Origin of the sequence: Brachyspira suanatina (assembly GCF_001049755.1) — a bacterium.
Classification (GTDB): Bacteria; Spirochaetota; Brachyspiria; order Brachyspirales; family Brachyspiraceae; genus Brachyspira; species Brachyspira suanatina.
Genome location: NZ_CVLB01000001.1, coordinates 1,132,341 through 1,154,804, shown reverse-complemented (window position 1 = coordinate 1,154,804; position 22,464 = coordinate 1,132,341). Strand labels below are relative to the sequence as shown.

16 protein-coding genes are annotated in these 22,464 nt (G+C 26.3%); 4 read left to right on the top strand and 12 right to left on the bottom strand.

The window, feature by feature from the left end:
• Positions 1-11 precede the first annotated feature (11 nt).
• Both BRSU_RS05080 and BRSU_RS05075 read right to left on the bottom strand, forming a co-directional pair.
• Positions 12-509: a YajQ family cyclic di-GMP-binding protein gene (locus tag BRSU_RS05080; protein WP_048594203.1), complete on the bottom strand. Its 498-nt coding sequence runs from the start codon at positions 507-509 to the stop codon at positions 12-14.
• 85 nt (positions 510-594) lie between these two features.
• The gene (locus BRSU_RS05075; protein ID WP_048594202.1) at positions 595-2,091 is read right to left on the bottom strand and encodes a glycogen synthase; all 1,497 of its coding nucleotides are present in this window, start codon (positions 2,089-2,091) and stop codon (positions 595-597) included.
• A 167-nt stretch (positions 2,092-2,258) separates the two neighbouring features.
• On the opposite strand from BRSU_RS05075, the gene BRSU_RS05070 reads away from it, so the two are divergent.
• Entirely contained in the window at positions 2,259-3,785 is a 1,527-nt protein-coding gene (locus BRSU_RS05070; protein ID WP_048594201.1) for a UDP-N-acetylmuramoyl-L-alanyl-D-glutamate--2,6-diaminopimelate ligase, read from the top strand.
• 61 nt (positions 3,786-3,846) lie between these two features.
• On the opposite strand, the gene BRSU_RS05065 is transcribed toward BRSU_RS05070, so the two are convergent.
• The 3 genes from BRSU_RS05065 to rplI are packed head-to-tail and all read right to left on the bottom strand — an operon-like array spanning position 3,847 to position 6,628.
• Entirely contained in the window at positions 3,847-4,653 is an 807-nt protein-coding gene (locus BRSU_RS05065) for an MlaE family ABC transporter permease (protein WP_048594200.1), read from the bottom strand.
• Between the two features lie 20 nt (positions 4,654-4,673).
• On the bottom strand, positions 4,674-6,074 hold the full coding sequence (gene dnaB, locus BRSU_RS05060; protein WP_048594199.1) for a replicative DNA helicase: 1,401 nt from the start codon (positions 6,072-6,074) through the stop codon (positions 4,674-4,676).
• 38 nt (positions 6,075-6,112) lie between these two features.
• Positions 6,113-6,628, bottom strand: coding sequence for a 50S ribosomal protein L9 (gene rplI, locus BRSU_RS05055; RefSeq protein WP_048594198.1), 516 nt, complete (start codon positions 6,626-6,628; stop codon positions 6,113-6,115).
• 202 nt (positions 6,629-6,830) lie between these two features.
• Between rplI and BRSU_RS05050 the strand changes: the two genes are divergently transcribed.
• Entirely contained in the window at positions 6,831-7,349 is a 519-nt protein-coding gene (locus BRSU_RS05050) for a flavodoxin family protein (protein ID WP_048594197.1), read from the top strand.
• 66 nt (positions 7,350-7,415) lie between these two features.
• On the opposite strand, the gene BRSU_RS05045 is transcribed toward BRSU_RS05050, so the two are convergent.
• Together BRSU_RS05045 and BRSU_RS05040 are read right to left on the bottom strand one after the other, a co-directional pair.
• Positions 7,416-8,228, bottom strand: coding sequence for a TatD family hydrolase (locus tag BRSU_RS05045; RefSeq protein ID WP_048594196.1), 813 nt, complete (start codon positions 8,226-8,228; stop codon positions 7,416-7,418).
• A 30-nt stretch (positions 8,229-8,258) separates the two neighbouring features.
• The gene (locus tag BRSU_RS05040; protein ID WP_014487604.1) at positions 8,259-8,609 is read right to left on the bottom strand and encodes a histidine triad nucleotide-binding protein; all 351 of its coding nucleotides are present in this window, start codon (positions 8,607-8,609) and stop codon (positions 8,259-8,261) included.
• A 203-nt stretch (positions 8,610-8,812) separates the two neighbouring features.
• On the opposite strand from BRSU_RS05040, the gene BRSU_RS05035 reads away from it, so the two are divergent.
• Entirely contained in the window at positions 8,813-9,619 is an 807-nt protein-coding gene (locus BRSU_RS05035; RefSeq protein ID WP_014487603.1) for a ZIP family metal transporter, read from the top strand.
• 17 nt (positions 9,620-9,636) lie between these two features.
• Here BRSU_RS05035 and BRSU_RS14800 read toward each other — a convergent pair whose 3' ends face one another.
• From BRSU_RS14800 to BRSU_RS05025, 3 genes are all read right to left on the bottom strand, one after another.
• Positions 9,637-9,924, bottom strand: coding sequence for a hypothetical protein (locus BRSU_RS14800; protein WP_245158054.1), 288 nt, complete (start codon positions 9,922-9,924; stop codon positions 9,637-9,639).
• Between the two features lie 173 nt (positions 9,925-10,097).
• Complete coding sequence (locus BRSU_RS05030; RefSeq protein WP_245158053.1) at positions 10,098-12,038, bottom strand: hypothetical protein; 1,941 nt, start codon at positions 12,036-12,038, stop codon at positions 10,098-10,100.
• Positions 12,039-12,529: 491 nt separating this feature from the next.
• Entirely contained in the window at positions 12,530-13,378 is an 849-nt protein-coding gene (locus BRSU_RS05025) for a hypothetical protein (protein ID WP_048594195.1), read from the bottom strand.
• A 214-nt stretch (positions 13,379-13,592) separates the two neighbouring features.
• On the opposite strand from BRSU_RS05025, the gene BRSU_RS05020 reads away from it, so the two are divergent.
• Complete coding sequence (locus tag BRSU_RS05020) at positions 13,593-14,519, top strand: alpha/beta hydrolase (protein WP_048594194.1); 927 nt, start codon at positions 13,593-13,595, stop codon at positions 14,517-14,519.
• Between the two features lie 52 nt (positions 14,520-14,571).
• Here the strand turns inward: BRSU_RS05020 and BRSU_RS05015 are convergent, their stop codons facing one another.
• Together BRSU_RS05015 and BRSU_RS05010 are read right to left on the bottom strand one after the other, a co-directional pair.
• Positions 14,572-15,300 (bottom strand): hypothetical protein, encoded by a 729-nt coding sequence (locus BRSU_RS05015; RefSeq protein ID WP_048594193.1) that lies wholly within the window; start codon positions 15,298-15,300, stop codon positions 14,572-14,574.
• A gap of 114 nt (positions 15,301-15,414) precedes the next feature.
• Positions 15,415-22,392: a PD40 domain-containing protein gene (locus tag BRSU_RS05010; RefSeq protein ID WP_048595139.1), complete on the bottom strand. Its 6,978-nt coding sequence runs from the start codon at positions 22,390-22,392 to the stop codon at positions 15,415-15,417.
• Positions 22,393-22,464 lie beyond the last annotated feature (72 nt).

The following is a 22,464-nucleotide window of genomic DNA, read 5'->3' as shown; positions in this document are numbered from 1 at the left end:
TTTTATAAATATTATCTGTAATTTGTAAACTGTAAAGGTATAGGATAATCTTTTCCTTTAATCATACTAATAACAGCCTGCAAATCATCTTTTTTAGCTCCTGATACCCTGATTTGTTCATCTTGTATGCTAGCCTGAACTTTTAATTTCATATCCTTAATATCTTTAACTATTTGCTTAGCTAAATCTTTATCTATACCATGAACTATTTCATTAATCTCTCTAATAGCATCTCCAGCAGCTTTTTCTTTTTTCTTTTCTCTTAAGCACTTTTGATTTAAGCCTCTTTTAATGAATTTCTGAAATAAAATATCTCTAACCTGATTAAGAACAAAATCTGCAGGTGCTAATATAGTTATTGTTTTTTCACCCTTATTTAATTCAATTTGTATATTCTGTCCTTTGAAATCGAATCTATTATCTATTTCTTTAACAGCAACATTAACGCAGTCATCTATAACCTGCATATCAACCTCAGAAACTATATCAAAACTTGGATCTTTTGCCATCTTTAAACTCCTTTAAAATATAATATTTATAACTCTAATATAGAATTATATTAATTCAAACAATAATATTTATATAAAAGCAATATTACTTTTCGGTATTTAATAATTTTTTATAAAGTTTAGTATATTCCAAAACGGTTTTATGAAGAGAATAATCTTTACTCATAGCATTAAATATAAGCTTATCCCATACATCTTTTTTATTATAATATAAATCAAAAGCTAAGTCCATAGTATCAACGAAACTTTTTACAGAATATTCATTGAAAACAAATCCTGTAGCTTTATTAACACTTTTATTTCCGCTGTAATTTACAACTGTATCTTTAAGCCCGCCTACTGCATGAACTATAGGAATGCTTCCATATTTCATACTATATATTTGATTGAGCCCGCAAGGCTCGAAACGGCTAGGCATTAAATACATATCACTTCCTGCTGTTAATCTATGCGCTAATGATTCATCAAATGTAAATAGTATTTTTATATTTTTAGCTCTGCTAGCTCTTTTAGTAAATTCATTTTCAAAATCTTTGAAATAATTATTCTTACTGAAAAGAAAAATAAAGTTGGCATCATAAGTAGAAATTTCAAAGAATGAAGAATATATTAAATCAAGACCTTTCTGCGTATCGAATCTTGATATCATAGTTACAAGAGGATAATTTTTATTGGCAAATCCTAATTCTTTATATAAAGAATTTCTTATAAGTTTTTTCTTCTCTACTGAATTAATATCATAATTATTTTTTATAAGTTTATCAGTTTTGGGATTCCAAGATTCATAATGAATTCCATTAAGCACCCCGTATAATTTTTGAGATATTCCTTCAAGAAGACTATTCATTCCGCATCCGAATTCTTCTCCCTGTATCTCCTTAGCATAAGAAGGACTAACTGTTGTAACTATATCTGAAAGTATAATACCAGCTTTAATAAAACTTACATTTCCATAAAACTCTAATCTGCTATGAACAAAAAATTTCCAAGATACATTAAGAAGCGTATATATATCAGAAGAGAAATTGCCCTGATAAGCTAAATTATGAATAGTAAACATTACTTTTAATTTTTTTAAAGCCTCTTCATCATTATAAACTTCTTTTATATAAAGAGCTATCAAAGCAGTTTGCCAATCATGAATATGAACTATATCCAATTTTAAATTTTCTTCTTCGTATAAATATATTATTAATTGAATAACAGCTTTCGAAAATAATATGAATCTGCTTGCATTATCAGGATAGTCAATACCATTTTCAGAATATAATCCATCTCTTTTAAAGAAATTATCCTGCTTTATAAAATAAATATTTACGTTATCATTTTCTGGATGCTTTATTCTAGCTGCTTCTACTTTTATTTTTTCTTTTCCATGCTCTATTTCAAATTCAGCTATAATATCTTTTTTGCTTATTAATTTATAATTTTGTTTGTATAAAGGTATGACTAAAGATGCATTAATATTAGAAGGACCCAATTTAATGGAAGATAATTCCAAAGGCAAACTTCCGGCAATATCTCCCAAACCTCCTGTTTTAGAAAATGGATATGCTTCGCTGGATACCATAAATATATTCATAAATTACTTCCATAAATATTTTTAGTATAGTATAGTTATATATCTTTTATGGCGAAAAATCAAGTAATTTATTTTTATAATATAATGAGAAAGTAATATATAATTTTTTTACCATAAATTTATAATATTGTTATTATTTAATAAGTACAAAATCTATAGGAAAAAATATGAAGTATTTTAAAGAATTAATTAAAAATTATAAAGTTTCAAAGGAAAATCAATTAACAAAAGAATGCTTAAACACAGAAATAAAAGGTATAGCATATAATTCAAGATTAATAAAGAAAAATTATTTATTCGTTGCTATAAAAGGACTTAAAGATGATGGACATAAATATATAGAAAGTGCAATTAACAATAAAGCCGCCATTATAATATATGATAATACTGCAGATAAAGAATTTATAAAAAAATTACAAGATAATCATAAAGATGTACATTTTGTTGCTGTAAAAAACCCTAGAGAATGTTTAGCATATATTTCAGCAAAATTCTTTGATGAGCCTACTAAAAAAATCAATACAATAGGAATAACAGGAACTAATGGAAAAACTACTACAACATATTTATTAAAATCAGTACTTGAAGCTAATAAAAATAAAACAACTTTAATAGGCACTATCAAAAATATGATAGGTAAAACAGAAATAAAAACTAATCTCACCACTCCTGAATCTATTGATTTAGAAAGTATATTTGATAAGTCATTAAAAAAAGGAGTATCCCATATAGTTATGGAATCATCATCTCAGGCACTTGCTATGAACAGATGTGATTATTTGAATTATGATACAGCAATCTTTACTAATATCACAGAAGATCATCTTGATTATCATGGAGATATGCAGAATTATCTTAAAGCAAAATTAAAACTATTTTCATTATTAAAAGAAAGCAGTAAAAAGAAAAAGTTAGCAATAGTAAATATAGATACTGATAATTTCAAACAAATATCTAATCATATAAAAAAACTTGGAATAAAAATGGTTACTTACGGAATTAATGAAAAATCTGATTACTACGGAAAAGTTATTTCATTAAATTCTAAAAATACAGAATATGAATTCTATGCCAAAGGAAAATTAATATCAAAAGTAAAATTATCAATGCTTGGAAGATTCAATATTTTAAACTCACTTTCAATTTTAGCATATGTTTGCGAAAATAAATTGGATATAGAAAAGTCAATAAAGGCTATGAGAAAAGTACAAGTAGCAGGAAGATTTGAAATAGTAACCAAAGAAAAGCATCCATTTATAGTGGCAGTTGATTATTCACATACACCAGATAGTTTAGAAAATATTTTGGTAGAAGCTAAAAAGTTAAATCCAAACAGGGTTATATCAGTATTTGGATGCGGAGGGGATAGAGATAGAAAAAAACGCCCTATAATGGCAGAAATAGCTGAAAAATATTCTGATATAGCCATACTCACAACTGATAATCAAAGAACTGAAGATATTAATCAGATAATGAGCGATATTGAAAAAGGATTCAAAAATAACAATTATAAAAAAATTATTGACAGAAAAGAAGCTATATTTGAAGCTGTAAAAGAAGCTAAAGAAAATGATATAGTTATAATAGCTGGAAAAGGACATGAAACTTATCAAATATTCCCTGATAAAACAATACATTTCGATGATAGAGAAGAAGCGAGAGAAGCTTTAAAAAAGTATTATCCTAATATTTAAAAAAATATGAGCAGACAATAATTTGATATATTGCCTGCTCATTTATGTATATGAATTATAATTACATTCCAAACATACCAAGTATAGAAACAAGTATATAATCAGTTATAAGTATTATCATAAAACTATAAACAACGCTTGTAGTAGTGGCCTTACCTACTCCCTCAGCACCGCCTGAAGTTCTAAATCCGTAAAAGCAAGATATAAGCATAACTTCAGCACCGAATATAGTGGACTTTATCAAACTTCCTATAAAATCCCCAACACTAATAACTGCAATGGCTCTGTCAAAATAATGCATAGGATCGCTGCGTAAAACGAATACTGTAACAACGGCACCTCCCAAAACTCCTATAACATCTGCAGAAACTGTTAGCATAGGAAGTGATATAACAGCAGCCCAGAAACGAGGAACAGCAACATATTCTATTGGATTAGTATATAAAGTTTTTAAAGCATCTAACTGTTCACTTACCTGCATAGTACCAATCTCAGCAGTAACAGAACTTCCAACCCTTCCAGCAAATATCAATGCAAGAAGCATAGGAGATAACTCTTTAACCATAGCTTTACCAACCATAGAACCTACAAATTGAGATATACCTTTCAATACGCTATCAAGAACTACAGCTATTTGCAATGACATAACCATTCCTGTACAAAGTACCGTAACAGCAGCAACAACAAAAGAATCAACACCCATTCTTATTATCTGCTCTTTTAAAAGTTTAAAAGAAAATGTAGGTCTGAATGTATATTTAAATACCTCTATCATAAGAGTTGCAAATTCACCCAAAGTTGCCAAAAAATATGTTATCTTATTTTTTACGCCCTTTCGTAATTCTATTTTCATATCAAATAATTCCATAATAAAATTACTCCTTATAATTAAGACTCACTACTATTATAAATATTTTCAAATCTTGTTTGATCTGCTATAAAATGAAGCGGTATACCATCATGTATAGCACCATTTCTATGTTTTGCAAGTATAACTTCAACTTGATTAGTTCTTTCATCTATGACTTCATCATCTTTGCCTTCTTTATTAGACTTTTGTCTATGCAAAAACATTACTATATCAGCATCTTGCTCTATAGAACCTGACTCCCTTAAATCTGAAAGTCTTGGTTTATCCTGTCTTTGTTCAACAGCTCTTGATAACTGTGCCAAAGATATAACAGGTACATTAAGCTCTTTTGCTAATGCTTTAAGCCCCCTTGAAATATCAGCTATTTCCTGCTCTCTTGTACCATTTCTTCTAGCATTAGAACCGGAATGAATTAACTGCAAATAATCAACAACAATTAATTTTAAATCTATTTCCTTGCCTGTTGTTTTACTCATTTCAGCAAATTTATATTTCATTTGCCTAGCCTTTCCCCTTATTTCCATAATAGTTAATTGGCTTGAGTCATCTATCAATAAATTTGCCTGAGATAGGCTATTAAAAGTTTGTCCGAGTTTAGTCCATTCCTGTTTCTCTAAATCTCCGGATCTTATTCTCGATAAACTTATTCTAGCCTTACTTGCAATCAATCTTTCTACAAGCTGCATTCTGCTCATTTCAAGAGAAAAGAAGCCAATACCGAAGTTAGAAGTTTCTATATTTGTAATGACATGTTCTATTATATTTAAAGAAAAACTAGTCTTACCCACAGAAGGTCTTGCAGCCAATATTATTAAATCTGATGGCTGAAAACCATGTGTAACCTTGTCAAGTGCTATAAAACCGGAAGGCACTCCTGTAACAGTACCTTTATGTTTTTTTCTGCTTTCTATTGTAGTTAAAGCTTCATAAAGTAAATCTCTTATATGAATAAAATCATTATCCAACCTTCTTTGAGTAACTTCAAATATTTTCTTCTCAGCAAAATCAGCAATATCTTTAGTTTCAGCATCTTTTGCCTCATAAGCTGATTTTTGTATATCCTGAGAAACAGTTATCAAATCTCTCAATAATGATTTTTCTGCAATAATTTCAGCATAATATTTTGCATTCTGATGAAAAGGAGTTCCATCTATAATACGAATTAAATATGCTTCATCATTCTGAATGATTTTTTCAAATAAACCATTTTCTTTAAGATACCTCAAAGTTGTTTCTGCATTGATGGCTATTCCTCTATTATGCATTTCTAAAATGCTTTCATAGAGCATACGATTTCTTTCACTGTAAAAATCAGTAGATTTTATTTTGGATATAGCGACAGATACAGCCTGAGAATTTTGAAGCATGGCACCCAATAGAGACTCTTCAGCCTCTATTGAGCAGGGTGTATTATTCATTAAATATTATGCCTATTAATTGGATATTAGCTTTTTACTTAAGCTTCTGCAGATGCTGTTTCAACTGCTGCATTATTTTCTTCTTTAACTTCTTCTGCAGCTGGATTTTCATCTACATTTACAACTTTAATTTTGATATTAGCATTAACGCTATGGTATAATTTGATTTCAACTTCAAAATCGCCTAGTTCTTTTATATGTTTTTCCATATGAACATCGCGCTTGTTTATATCAATTTCTTTTTCTTTTAAAGCATCAACTATAGTCTGTTGGCTAACTGAACCATATAATTTGCCGTTTTCAGCAACTTTCATAGGTATAACAACAGTAATGTCTACAATTTTACCTTTTAATATTTCTGCTTCCATTTTTCTTTTAGCTCTTTTCTTTTCTAAGCTTTTTTGCATTTGAGCTAAAGTTCTTAAATTAGCAGCATTTTTTACTACTGCTATATTTCTTGGAATAAGGTAATTTCTTGCATAGCCGTCTTTTACTTTACATATATCACCTTCATAACCTAATGATATAAAATCTCTTTTTAAGATAACTTCCATTTGCCTTCTCCTTATTTACTCTATTAAATAATATAATAAATTTCACTTTATAATTTCCATATTATAACATATTTTACATACAATAGCAAGTATTAAAAATAATCATAATAAAAAATAAACCAAATACTACCATATAGTATATTGCTAAACTTTTAAAAAGTGTTATAATAAATTAGAATAATCTAACAAAAGGAGTTAAAAAATGAAATATTCTATCGTTTATACAAGTAAAAGCGGAAATACTGAAAAATTGGCTTTGGCTATAAAAGAAGCTGCTAATGGAGAATGTCTTCAATGCGTAAAGCCAGATGCAGCAGATAATGCTAAAGTTAATGATTCAGATGTAGTATTCGTTGGGGCTGGAAGCTATAAAGGCACTTGCGATGAAGCTGCTGGAAAATTTATGCAGACATTAAAAAATAAAAAAGTATTCTTATTTATGACTGTTGGTTATGGTGATAATCAGGCTTATTATGATAAAATGCTTAATCCTGCTAAAACTTTCTTGGATGCTTCAAATAATTTAATCGGTACTTATGCTTGTCAGGGTCAATGGATAGACGGACAGAAGAAAAATTTAGAAAACATGCTTGAAAAAGCTGCAAGCGAAGACGAGAAAAAAGTTGTTCAAGCTAAATTAGCAAATTATGATAATGCTATGGGACACCCTAATGCTGATGATTTAAACAAATTAAAAGAAGTTGTTAAATCTATTAATTAAAAAAATATTAATTAAAAATAAGCTCTTGGTAATAATTTCTATATTACCCAGAGCTTTTTATATTAATCATATTCTATTCAAATCAACAGGCAATTCCAAAACTCTTACAGCATTCTCTAAAGCAGTTCTCATAATATCATCACTGCTTTCTCCCCTAACCTCTGCAAGTACTTCTACTGTATAAGGAATAAAAGATGGTTCATTTGCTCTGCCTCTAACCTTTTGAGGAGTAAGATAAGGAGCATCAGTTTCTATTGTGAACATATCTTTAGGTACATATTTTACAGCATCTCTTATAAAATCATTTTTCATATATGTGGAAGATCCTGAAAAAGATAATATATATCCCAAATCCAAAGCATTTTTTGCATCTTCTACATTTCCGCTGAAACAATGAAATATTCCTCTTTTTGGCAAATCGGCATCTCTAAGAACTTTAAAAGTATCTTTGAAAGCATCTCTGCTATGAATCAATATAGGTAAATCAACATTTTTTGCTGCCTCGCATAAAGCTCTAAAAAATGCTTTTTGTTCATTTTTATTATCTTCATTATGATAATAATCAAGTCCTATTTCCCCTACAGCATATATTGATTTATTTCTTTTCTCTAATGTTTTTTTATTTAAATTCTTTATTTTTAATTCAAAAGCTTGTAAAGTGTCTTCATCATTCTCATTTGCATAATCAGGATAATACCCCATACTAAAGAATACACCTTCAGCATCGGATAATATAAACATACGTTCGTCTATATCATCTGGATGAACTCCTATATCTACAAAATAAAATATTCCTGCCTTATTAGCACGCTCTAAAACTTCCTCTAAATCTTTGCTTTTTTTAGATATATATGTAAGATGGCAATGACTGTCTATCATTATGTTAACTCCAATTATAATCTATTTTTATTATTCTTCTAAATTATCGCCTGAAAGTATATGGAAATGAACATGGAATACTGTCTGACCCGCTCCAGCGCCGCAATTATTCATTATTCTAAAAGATTCTAAACCTTGTTCTTTGGCAACTTCTTTTATAGTTTCAAGAACCTTATTCATTATAAACTCGTCTGTTTCCAATATATTTTTAACATGAGGCTTTGGAACAACAAGTAAATGTACTTTTGCTTTAGGATTTAAATCTTTAAATACCACACAGTATTCATTTTCTTTTATAAACTGTGAAGGAATTTCTCCTTTTATAATTTTACAAAATATACAATCTTTATCAAAATATTTATCTTCATTATAATTACTCATAATAATTCTCCTAATAATTAAAATATAATTTTATAATTAAAAAACTGTTGCAATATAAATATAATAAATCAAAATGAAAAATTAATCTACATTATAATAAAAAAATAAATAATATTATTAGTAATTATTATCAATAAGTATTGAAATTAATTTTCATAATATATATAATCAATCTATAAAAAATAAAAACAAAAGGTATAAAAATGATAGAAAATTATTCACCTGTATCGTTGGCATTATTTGGAGGCGGTATCACTTTTGCATTTACAGCATTAGGCTCAGCACTTGTATTTTTCTTTATGTCAGAAATAAAACCTAAACTACTAGCAACTATGTACGGATTTGCAGCAGGAGTTATGACTGCAGCTAGTTTCTGGTCATTGCTTGCACCTTCAATAGAATTATCAGAAAATACTAATCTTCCTAATTGGTTAATACCAGTAGCAGGATTTTTATTAGGGGCATTTTTTATATGGGTATTGGATAAAGTAATGCCTCATATGCATATAGTAAATGGTCATGAAGAAACAGAAGGTACTAAAGTTCAATTATCAAAAAGCATACTATTATTTTTAGCTATAACTTTACATAATATACCTGAAGGTTTAGCAGTAGGCGTAACATTCGGAGCTTTTTCTGTTGGAGACAGCGGAGTAACATTCAATGCTGCATTAGCTTTAGCACTTGGTATAGGTTTGCAGAATTTCCCTGAAGGTGCTGCGGTTTCTCTTCCTCTTAAAACAACAGGAGTGTCAAAATTAAAATCTTTTTCACTTGGTGCAATATCAGGAATAGTAGAGCCTATTGCTGCCGTTATAGGTGCTTTGGCTGTCACAAAGCTCACAATCATACTTCCAATAGCTTTGGCTTTTTCTGCCGGTGCTATGATGTATGTTGTTATAGAAGAACTTGTGCCTGAAGCTGTTGCTGAAGAACATAATCATTTTGGTGTATTCGGCTTTATATTCGGATTCGCTATAATGATGGTTTTAGATGTGGCTTTAGGGTAATTAAATATAATTTTTAATTATATTTTACTCTTTAATTCTTCTAATATACTTAACATAGCTTTTTTATCTTTATATAATAAAGTTTTGTCATAAGGGTGAAAAATTATATCTTTTTCATCCGTAAACATATTTTTATACATATCCAATTCTTTTATTGGAAAACTACATAAAATAGGAATCCCTTTTATATTCTCAATTTTTATTGACTTAGAATCTGTATTTTGTATTTCGCTATTAATTTCTATCATTAATCTTAATTCATTTTCAAATTTAAAATCATTCCTTTTATCAAAAAAATCCCACACATTTTCATTTTTACTTTTTATTTTTTTTCATCCATATAGTGTAAAGAACCTAAATATATTTCTACACTATAATTACATAATATAGAGATAATACTTTTTATAAAATCTTTAATATCTATAGTCATTCTAAATTTTGTTTTACTGCCATAAATCTTCCACCATGCATAAGCATTTTAATCCCCTGTACTATAACTAAAACAAGAAATATAAAGTTTATTATTTATATCATATTGATTTTCATTTTCATCTTCAAACAAATAAGGATGCGACATTGTGATACATCTATTTTCAATATCTTTTACTAAATGTTCAAATTCAAGTATTCTTGATATTTTAGACGTTTTATTAAATCTATTATTTAAATCTTGAATAAGTTTTTCTAAATTATCATATGATATTTTATCCCCTTGCTCATTCTCTATGACATATTCTAATGGAGATTGATTTTTATATATTTTTATAGGTTGGACTTGTAATTTCTTTTTATATTTTAATCTTTTTTCTAAACTATTTAAAAATATTTTTTCTTCTGATTTTTTAGGTTCCAATTTTGTAATTTCTAATAAATTATCATATACTTTTTCATCAAAATAATAGTCAGTTTTCATTATTTTATCTATTATATGTTCAATAACATATCTCAATTCAAATATACGAGTATATACAGTTTCAATTGGATAATTTATTTTATTTTCAAGCCTATCATATATTTGTCTTATTATATTCGTAATATCAATAAATGCATTTTTATAGTTTTCTATATTATTGAATATAAAATCAAAAATTTTTATAGATTCTCTTTGCATATCATAATCTTTTATTTTTGATTCACAAAAATATTTGAAAATATCACTATTCATATCTATAAAGAATAATGATGATACTATATTATCATACATATAATAAAGTAATTCTTTATTATATGTATATTTTTCTAATTTTTTATTAATATCATTAGTAATATTAGACAACTCCATTAATTTATGATCGAAATCTTCTATATTTATAGCATTATCAATCATTACTTTTAATTTACTAAAATCTTGTGCTAATTTATCATTTTCTTTAATACTAGATTTTACTAATCTTATTTCTTTTTTTATTATCTTTTCTCTAATTTTATATATATAATCTAATAATTCTTTATTATATAAATCATTAAATATAATATCATCTTGCCATTTTGAAACTATATTATAATGCACTAATCCTATAAGATTAGAATTTAATATTAATTTTAATAAATCTTTCATTAAATCTAATTTTATAACACTATCTATTAATAAAGTTGATATATGAGTTACACTATTATTTGCTTTCTCTAATGTAACTTTAAAATATTCTAAAATTATTTCTTTTATTTTGTCTGTATACTTAATTTTATTATCTATAGAATTATATAAATTAACAGTAGATAGAAGAAAATAATATTTATATGATGGAAAATTAATAGCATTTTCTATATCAATATGTTTTATGAATAAATCTAATATATAATATTTATCTATATTTAGTTTTTTTATTATTGGATTGAAATCCAAAGTTTCAAATTCTAAATCTGTATTAATAAGTCTTCCAACTGGCAATTTTATTGCAATACGATCTGATACAAAAATTTGACTAGGAAAATCTTTTAAAAAATCATAAGGATAACTTAATAATTCTATAATAGATTTATCATCAATAAATCTTTTTAAATCAATGTTAAATCCAAATACTTTTTCTAAATGTAAAAGTATATATTTAGGAAATTGTATATTAATATTCTTAAAATAATTTCTTATTATTTCTTTTTCTTCATTAGAAAAATTATAATCATATTTGCTTATTGCTATTAAATAATTATATAAATGCAATATATAAAAATTACTCCAATTATCTATCAAATGTTTATAAACAATATTAAGATCAACTTCTTCTTTATAATGAAAATCAAAATCAAAACTTTCATATATATAAAATATACAGAATGGATTAAAAATAGGTATAGTGAAACTATCGTCTATAATCTTATTTTTATTATCAAATGATAAATATTCATATTTACTATTTAATTTATAAAAATCTGTTTTAATAATAATATTATTATCAAATTCTTTTAATATAAAACCCATATCTTCTTTAATAGCTTCAAAATCAAAAAATTTTTTTATACAATTTATTTTTTCATTTTCTTTATCTTCTTTATATTTTTCTATTTTATACCTTAACTTTTGTGATTTTTCTATGTCTTCTTGTTTTGCTTTTAAAATATTATTAATTTCTTTATCATCTTCTTTTATATTATAAATTGGATCATTTATAGAAAATATTAGGCTAATTCTATATTTTTTTACTTTTTTTGAGCACTTATCATATTTTTCCTGAGAATCTATATAATTTACAATTATTTGCCAATATAAAAAATTATCTTCTCTTTCAGAAATTTCAAATATGTCAATAATATAATTAAAAATGGTATCTTTTAATTCATATAAATCTATTTCTTCATCTTTTATTTTTACTTTAAAATTAGTATCTGTGAAATGAAAAGCAATATATTTAAATAGAAAATCTTTTTGATTTATATCTAATTTTTCAGTACAGCCTTTTTGATGTAATTTTTTTATAAGTATAAATTGAATAAATAGTCTGAACTATTTGATAAGACATCTTTTAAGAAATTTGGAAAAGTATAATCAAATATTTCTATTTCAAAATCCACGTCGTTTATTTTATCTAAAATATTTAATATTAGTTTTGTGTAAATAAAAGAATAAAAATTATAATCATTAATATTTCTATTAAAATTGTATAATACAAATAATATAATATCTTTATTTACATTATCAATATTTTCTTCTTTTTTTAAAATAAATCCTATTTGTTCGGATAATTCTAATACTAATTTATTACTGATGTTTTTTGTTTGATATATAAAAGAGATTATTTTATATAAATGATCTTCTATATCGTATATGTTTATGTCTATATCATTAAGCATAGCTATAGATGATTTTATTTTCTCTTCATCATCTTTAGTATGATTAGCTTCCAATATATTTAATATTGCCAATAATGAATTATTTACATATTCTATAATTTTGTTTTTATCAATATGGTTATTAACACATACTATATAATCAAATAAATTAAAAATGTCCTGAGAATCTATATTCTTTTTATCTAAAATATTTTTAATTTCTGATTCTAAACTATTTACAATTATATCTATTATATCATTAAAAAAGTTGGCTTCTGTAATAGTATCAGTTTTTCCATAATAGTATGTTGTAAAATACGGTAATTCTAATTTTTTTCTTAAATCAAAAAAATAATTGAATAACTCTTTCTTTTCTTTTTTTGAAAATGAGTCATTATCTAAAATTAAAGTTTTTAAATAACAAGATACATTTGGATATTTAGACTCCCAAAATTCTTTTCCATTTATAAATTGTAAAACTTTATTTGTCATATACAACCTTATTTTCAATTATATACTTATCAAAATACCTTTAATTGTAGCTATTATCAATATTATGATTTTATCAATCTATTTAATATAAATTATATTATAATATTCTATAAAAATATCAGTAATTTTTTTATAAAAACAAATAATTTATTAAGTATTTTAAATTAACAAAAAATATTATATAATAATTGCAAATAAATTCTAAAGGTTAATAATGATTATTTATATAATATTTGCTATAATAGCTGTAATTGTACTATCATTGATAATAATAGCTAATCACTTCGTTAATAAACTTCTAATAAAAACAAATAAAAAACTATTTGAAAGAAAAGAAAGCAGTAAGGAAGAAAGCGAAGAAAAAAAACGTATAAAAGAACAAAGAAGAATATGGTTTGAAAGCTCTCAAAAAGATGTCTACACTATTTCAAGTGATAATTTAAAATTGCATGCTCATCTAATAAATAATAACAGCAATATATATGTTATAATAGTTCACCCATATGAAGGCAGAGGATCTTATATGAAATATTTTATAGAAAAATTTTACAATATGGAATTTAATATATTAGCAATAGATTTAAGAACTCATGGGGAAAGCGAAGGAAAAATATATTCTTTAGGATATTTAGAAAGATTAGATGTACTTGCTTGGATAAAATATATAAATGATAATTATGATAATAGCCAAATAATTCTTTATGGAATTTCTATGGGAGCAAATTCTGTTATGATGTGCTGTAATGAAGATAACACAAATAATGTAAAAGTAATAATAGAAGATGCAGGTTTTACAAATGCTTATGAACAATTAAAAAGAAGATTAGATATGGCATATAAATTTTCTTTTCTTCCAATAGTTGAAGCAACATCATTAATGGCAAAAATAAGATTAGGATTTTCATTTGAAGATATTGACGTTAAAAAAAGAGTGGCAATGTCAAAAATACCGATTCTTTTTATACATGGTGATAAAGATGAGCTTGTAGATTATAATATGGTTAATAAACTTTATGATGCTTGTTCATCTGAAAAAGAAAAACTCATTATAAAAGATGGTCATCATATATCTGCTGTTTTTAGTAATGAAGATTTATATTGGAATACAATAAAAAATTTTATTTGTAAATATATTAGTTAAATAAAAAAGCAGGATAATGAATACCCTGCTTAAAAATACTATTTGGAATATATTAATTGTCTACAAAGTAGAAGCTGAATTGTCCGCCTATATCAACAGCACCATAATCATTTTTATTGAATCTTGTATCATTTACTCTTCCAGGTCCGAAATCATATCCAACATAAAGACCTAATCCTAAAGCTGTTTCATCACTAAAGAAGAATAAGTAATCCAATGTAAATTTAAGATAAGGAATCACTGACATTTGATATTTGTTTTTTATATCATTTAAAGTATAATAATTATTAACATTCTCAAATTGACCATATGTTGTATTATAATTCTGTGTAGTTTCACCGCCTGCTAATGGAATTTTAACTCCTCCACCTAATCCAATAAAAAAGTTATATATATTAAATTTAGGAAGTATACCTATACTTAGTGTATCGAAATAATAAGTTGTTTTTACATTTTGATATTGACCTGCAGCACCAGCTTGCTTGCTTTCATTAAAGGCATAAACATCTCTATGATAAGCCAAATCCAATGCTATAGAAAATCCCATATAATTATCAAAACCGTTGTATATACCAGGAGTTATTCCTATACCCCACTCAAAACCAGCATCAGTAGTCAATTTACCATCACTTGTATTAACTCCTAATTTATGATCCTGATAACTTTGAGAAATAGATGCGCCTAATGGTATGTATATTCCTATACCGCCATTAAAATCTGCAAAAACAGTGCTGAATTGAATTATAAAAATACTAATAATTGCGATAAGTATCTTTTTCATAAACACTCCTTTATTAATTATTTATAATTATATTATAATACATTGTAAATAAAATGTCAAGAAAAAGTAAATATTTTTTACTAAAAAAGATAAATATCACAAATAAAGTAAAATTTATTTATCAACATAATTTCTAGGTATACCTGGAAGTATATAATCAAATAAAGCATAATTAGCCATATATAAAGTATCTCTGTCATTTGGATTTATAGCATTAATAGGAACTCTATATGTCTTTATATATCTGTATGAATCAATTATACCTTTATCAAAATTATTATATAAATACTTCATCACAGTATAATAATCACCTGAAGCATTAGTTGTATATGTAAATAAAAGTTTAGTATCATTTCTAGCTTTTAAATATCTGTTGATATCATTATTTCTAGCTGGAGATAAGAAAATATCCATATCATCATAAGGCTTATCTCTGTTTGTATCTATTCCTATATAATGCATTAAAGGTATTTTTCCATTAGCATTATCGAATGATTTTACAGCTAAACTTTCTAATGAAGTATAGAAGTTAGTTTCAGTATTAAGTTTTATAGAAGGCTTACCAACATCCAAGATAGATGAAGGAGAATACTGGAACTCTCTTATTTTTATAACATCATTATTCTGGAATGCCTCCAAATATGCAAAAGGAACAGTAAATAAATTAGCAGCCGAACCTGTTATATATATAGTCTTCACTCTTTCAGCATCTTTAATTATATCAGATGAAAGCATAGCACTTTGAATAGATTTTAATGAATTTCTTCTATCCCTTGGTTTTGCTACATTTGTAAAGCTATTTAAATATGTATTAAGTTTATCTCTGTCTATCAAAACAGCTTTTTTTACTTCACTGTCGCCTATAACATAACTATAAGCTGCATATTTATTATCCTCATAAGCATAGAATATAAACATAGTATTAGTATTTTCATTAGAGAATATTTCATAAGCATCTTTTATATTATTATCAAAATTACTTTCAGGAACTCTTATTTTATTTAATAATCCGTATATATAAGCTGAATTAGTTTTATATAATGAATAGAATCTATTAGCAAAAGAGGCTACTGTTTCAGCTTCAAATATATATTGATTTCCATAAATATAATTCATAGTTGTAAATATATCATTTTCATTAGTTGCATCTGTATTCATTATAGTATTCGCAACAGTTAATATCTCATTTGTATTTTGCATTCTATTCAGGAAATTAGTTACTGTATCAATAGGAGTCTTAGCGTATATTAAATCATAAAGAACAGCAACTTCTAAAATTTTATCTTTATTTTCTCCGTCTACCCTATTTGCAATATAATTCAAATATCTTACAGACTCTTTAGGATCATTTTTAGCTTTTAAGAATCTTGATAAAGTTCTAGGTGTAAAGTATTCATCTATTAAATCATAATTATTATTAGTATACAAATACATAAAATGCAATGCTCTGTTAGCACCTTTAACTGCCCCTTCTTCTCCCATTCTTCTATAAACAGGAAGCATTGCTTTTATAAATCTATAAGCATTAGAATCACTTATATTAGTATATGAACTTGAAAAGAATTTATAACCTTCTTCTGAGAATAAATAAGCTGTATTTGTATCTCTAACCTCATATCTGTCCTCAACAATTCTAGCATAATTAAGCATTTTTTCATTATCGCTCTGAGAATAAGCAATAACATTCGACATCATTGTTATGCTTGGAGAAGCACTTGAAGAATAAGAACTATAAAGTCTAGTTTTAAACTCATAAGCTGCATTTGACAATGAAGATACACTGTAGTCAGGTTTTCCATATACAGTAAACATATTATTATCATAGCCTTTCATACTAACTTCCAAAGAATTAGATGACAGTTTTCTGAAATAATTAGTGTAGAACATTATTCTAGAATCTTTTCCGTCTTTTCCTACAACTAAAGCTATATTATTTATATTTCTTATCACTCTTCTATTGTTTGTAAATGTTTCATTATCACAATAAACTATATACAAATTCTTTTTCATTATATTAGATATATCGGAAGCACTAGCACCTGTTATATCAGTAACCAATGGAACATAAGAATTAGTAATAATATCTTTTAACTCTATAAATCTGAAATTGCCTCTTCTTCTCCTGTTTGTAGAAACTGTATTTGTAGAAGTCATATTTGCAGACATATCATTTGAAGACATAGTATTAGTTTCTTCAGGATTATAAGAAACATTCATATATAAATTATTATTATTATTATTTAATTCGCTTTCATTTGTCAAATTATTATAACTATAAACACTATTAGTGGCATTGGTATTACTTGCCATAGTCATACTATTATTTATTTCTTTCTGAGCATTTCTAGTAGTTCTAAAGAATGCTATCAATTTGCCATCTATATAAGCAGTTTTTGCCGGAAGCATATATTCTGTTGAATCATACAATTCTCTTACAAAAATATTTTTATTGCTTATAACAATAGGTCTAAATCCTATATGAGTAACATAGTTTTTAGTTTTAGGCATAGCATTAGTCTGCATATAGAATTTAGTTTTTCCATTTTCTCTAACGAATCTATATCCTAAATAAGTATCCCAAATAAGAGTTTCATCTTTACGCATAGATTTATCAATATCTTCAGGTTTAACATCGCATATAACTATAGGCTCTATAGGAGTATTAGAGAATTTTTCTATTGCTTCTTTTTCATATTTAGATATTTCCTTAAGCATAGCAGCTTCCATCTTACTGTCATAAGGAGTAGCTACAGCATTTAAATACATTTGATATGAGTATAAAGCTTTTTCATAAAGTTTATAATATTCTCTAAGATAATAATTATTCTCACCCAAAGTATAAAGTCTTCTATCTAAGAATTTTCTTCGCATATCAATAGCATCAAACATAGCAAGTATATTGATACTAGCATCAGGATAACTGTCTTGTAAAAACTCTATAACTTTATATTTAGCCTGTCTTAATATAAAGTTATTATCTTCTACAAATGTTATCATAAATACACTTTCTCTTAATCTTTTTAATATTCTAAATACATACTGCACAGGATAATCCAAACTATCAGGATATCTATTTCTATATTTAGAGCTGAAATCAATCAAGGTAGTAAGTATTGCTATTTCTTCAACAGCAAATGCAGAGGTCTGTGCTTTTGAGAATGCTGACATATATTCTCTTGCCGCTTCTTCTATATATCCGGCTAATTCATAAGCTTTAGCTAAATTATATCTTATAATAATTTCTGTTTTTAAATCTACTGGGAAATTAGAATTAGATGATAAAATATATTTATATCTATCTATAGCATCTTTAAGCATAGATAATCTTTGTACATTAACATCATGATCTCTCATATCTGTAGGATCATCTGATTGTTTTTTTCTATAATTAACACTATTATCAGCTGTAAGTTTGAATGCCATTATATAATTGAAAGCTGCTATATGAGAATATAATAATAATCTATCCTTTGTACTTACAACATTATTTGTAGATAATATCTGAAGTGTTTTAGTAGTATTAAATAATTCTATAAAGAATTCTCTTTTAATAGAAGTTAAATCATTTTCTGATAAATATCTTAAATATAAAGATGATAAACTTAAATAGTTTTTAGCATCATTTTCAGCATTCTGATACTGCAGATTAGGATTATTTTCCAAAGTTTTTTTATCTAAAGTTTTCTGATATTCTTCTATAGATGTTTTAAAAGACATTATAGAATTTGACTGATCACCCTGTCTGTAATAAAGATACCCTTCATTGTTGTAGTATGTGGCAAGCATTAAAGGCTGAATAGATTTTTTAGGCTTATCCTGAATAATATAATTACGGTATGAAGATAAAGCCTCTCTAGCTTCGGAATATCTTCCCATTTTCTCATACAATTCTTGATATATAGAATATAACATCTGCTGTTTATCTACGTTTAAAGGCTCTCCAGGTATATATCCTCCAAATGAAGCAAGACCTAAATTCACTACATTAATATTGGCACCATATAAAGTAATACTAACATAATTAGGAGTATAAACAGAAGAATCCAAACTATCTATTTGAGCCTTTACGCTATCACAATAAGCCAAAGCATTATTATAATCTTCTAATTTTAAATAACATGCAGCAAGTAAAAGCTGATTAAGTTCATTTTTATTAACATCATCTTTTGTAAGTTTATCTCTTTCTAATAAATACTCTATAGCTTTTTCATAATCTTCTTGTTCTATAGCAGCAACAGAAGTATATCCAACTATTTTGTATACACTTTCTTTATCACCTAATTTTTCAAACAAAGCACGGGCTTTATCATATTCTCTATAAGCTCCTTTTATATCATTGTTCATCCATAAAGAATAACCATAAAAGAAATGATACCAAGCCTTGCTCTTATCCGTTCCTATTTGATTTAGCAAACTTTCAGCTTCTTTATATTCATTAACTGCATCTGAATATCTTCCGTTTATCAAATAAGAATTGGCAAGCATTATAGATACAACATTAGGTTTAGTTCTTACCTTACTTTTAGCCATTATTAATGAATCTATAATTTCTGAATCCAAATTCTGTGTTTGGAATGCTAGCATATTATATCCCATATATTGACCATTAGTAATAGCATTATCTTTATAAGCTGGTACTAACTCTATTACACTTCTGGATATTTTTTCATCTTGAAGCACCTGCATTCTTAAAGCCTGAGCAAATGTTAACATCTCAGCTTTTTTTATATAATAATTTTCTTCATCAGGGTATAAGAATATGGCAAAATTAATATATGAAGCAGCCTTTTCAACTATAGTATCAAAAGCCTTATTCAAATACAAATAAAATCCGTCTTCTCTTTTTTTATCGCTTACGACATAGCGTTCAGGACTATACTGTTTTGACACAGCTATACCATAATATCTATTAGCCAAATAATAATAAGCATTTGCAAGTTCAGCATGTGCCTCATGAGAAGAATATCTAGTTGATAAGATATTTCTCTCTCTCTCAAATATAGTTTCTTCAAGAGACTCTATTGTACTGTAAGCTCTAAGACCGCTCTCTATAACTCTTGATGATGATGAAGTATCATTAGGGTTATATTTCAAAGTTTCATTATAATTATCATAAGCAGCTGCATATTTACCTTCATTGTAGGCTTTATCTGCTAAAGATTTATAATAATTAGCTAATGTATCTTTACAATATTGAGCTTCATAAGTAGAATCAAAATTCTTTCCTCCTGAACTCAATGCTTCTTTAAACAAAGCATAAGCACCGTCATCTTTCTCTGCCATAAGAACCTTAGCATTAGCATAATATCCCAAGGCAAGCATTATATCATTTTTAGATTCAACATAAGGCTTAAACAAATTGGTAGCATCATCATAATTTCTTGAAAGTATAAGCCCGTCTAAATATATAAGTCTTGTAGCCACAGCTAAAGGAGCATAAGGATGTGAATTTTCTATTATAGTATCATAAGAAATTTTTGAATCTTTTATGAAATCTTTTGCAATCTCCAATCTATCTGAAAATAATAAATCTTTTCTTTTATAAGGATTATTATAAATATCATCATCTTCAGGGTATTTATATCCATTATCTTCAACTGAATGTGCATATAATTTAGCTATAAGCAAATATAAATCTTTATTAATATTCAAGTTAAGAATTTCACTAAGTATTGCAAATGTATCTTTATTGTTTTTATTAGCTTTATATTTTTCATTGGCTGATATATATCCTGTCCAAGCTATTAGATTTGTCATTTCCAAATCATTATTAGTTAAAAAATATTCATTTGTATAAGATTCTATATCAAACCAATTATTATTAGTATCAAAATTCTCATCTATTTTTGATGTTAAAAATCCTGGGAATGTATCTAAATATTCAGATGTTAATACTTTTTTAGTATTATTATATTCTTTAAGATTATTATTAGTGTATGATGATATCATCATATTAAAATATGCTTTAGCAACGTTATTTTGATCTTCAGAAAAAGGAAAATATTCAGCAAATCTATCTATAACATCAACTTTTCTATTGTATGGAAGCTCCACAAAACTATTATACATAGTTGCAGAATTAGCATCTTTTATAAAATACTCCTTAGTAGACCCCATTGTTACTACACTTGTGCCATCTTCGCTTACAACATAAGCACCTACTAAAGCGGAAGGATATGCAACATCAAAAGTAGTTAATTGTGTATCTTCTGATAAAACATAATATTGATGAGTTGCCAAAGAATATGACATTAAACGTCTTTTATCATAATAGGTTAAATTGCCGTCTCTGTCAGAATCTTTTTCTATCTCAAAGAAAATAATAGTATCATCATTATAAAATGTAGGGTTAAATTTAAATGTTTCTGTATCTGTGAGTATGGTTAAATTAGTTTGATTATTAGTATTAGGAATTAAATCTAATATAGCTAACTGAGAATATCTTTCTCCTGCTTTAGAAGTTATAAATGCTATTTTTGTATCATCAAAAGAAAATGTTGGAGAACTGGCTTCAATATCAGATAATTTTTGAACATCTTTACCATTAGGTCTTACAGCAAAAAGCTTCTTTACTCCTCCGTCCCTATCTGAAACAAATGCTATGATATTACCTTTATGAGAGACAACAGGATCAGTATCATAACCTTTATAATCTGTAAGTCTTATAATACTTTGCTCTAAATTTTCTAAATTATTTTTTGAAGTTCTTATTCCAAGATTGTATAGTTTATATAAATAAATATCTCCGAAAGCATCATCTCTAGTTGAAGAAAATACTATATATCTTGATTTATCATCAATAGAAACAGATGTATCTATCCCAGGACTTCTAGTCAATCTGTAAGTTTCGAGAGTATACGAATCTACGGCAAAAATATCAGTATTTCCGGCATTTTCCCTTGAATAATAAATCCAAGTACCTTCTCTATCAATTACAGCATCCAATGCCGGATTTACTTCTCCATATGTTAAAGAATATCTTTTATATTCTCTCAAAAAAGGTCTACTACTGAATCCATAATCAGAACTTTTTTGACTTGATGCACAAGCAAATAGAATAAAAGAAAATAAAATTAATATTTTAAATTTCATATAACACTTTAATCTCATACTCTTCCAATTATAATAATTTATTACAAAACTAAAACCATATGTAAAGTATTA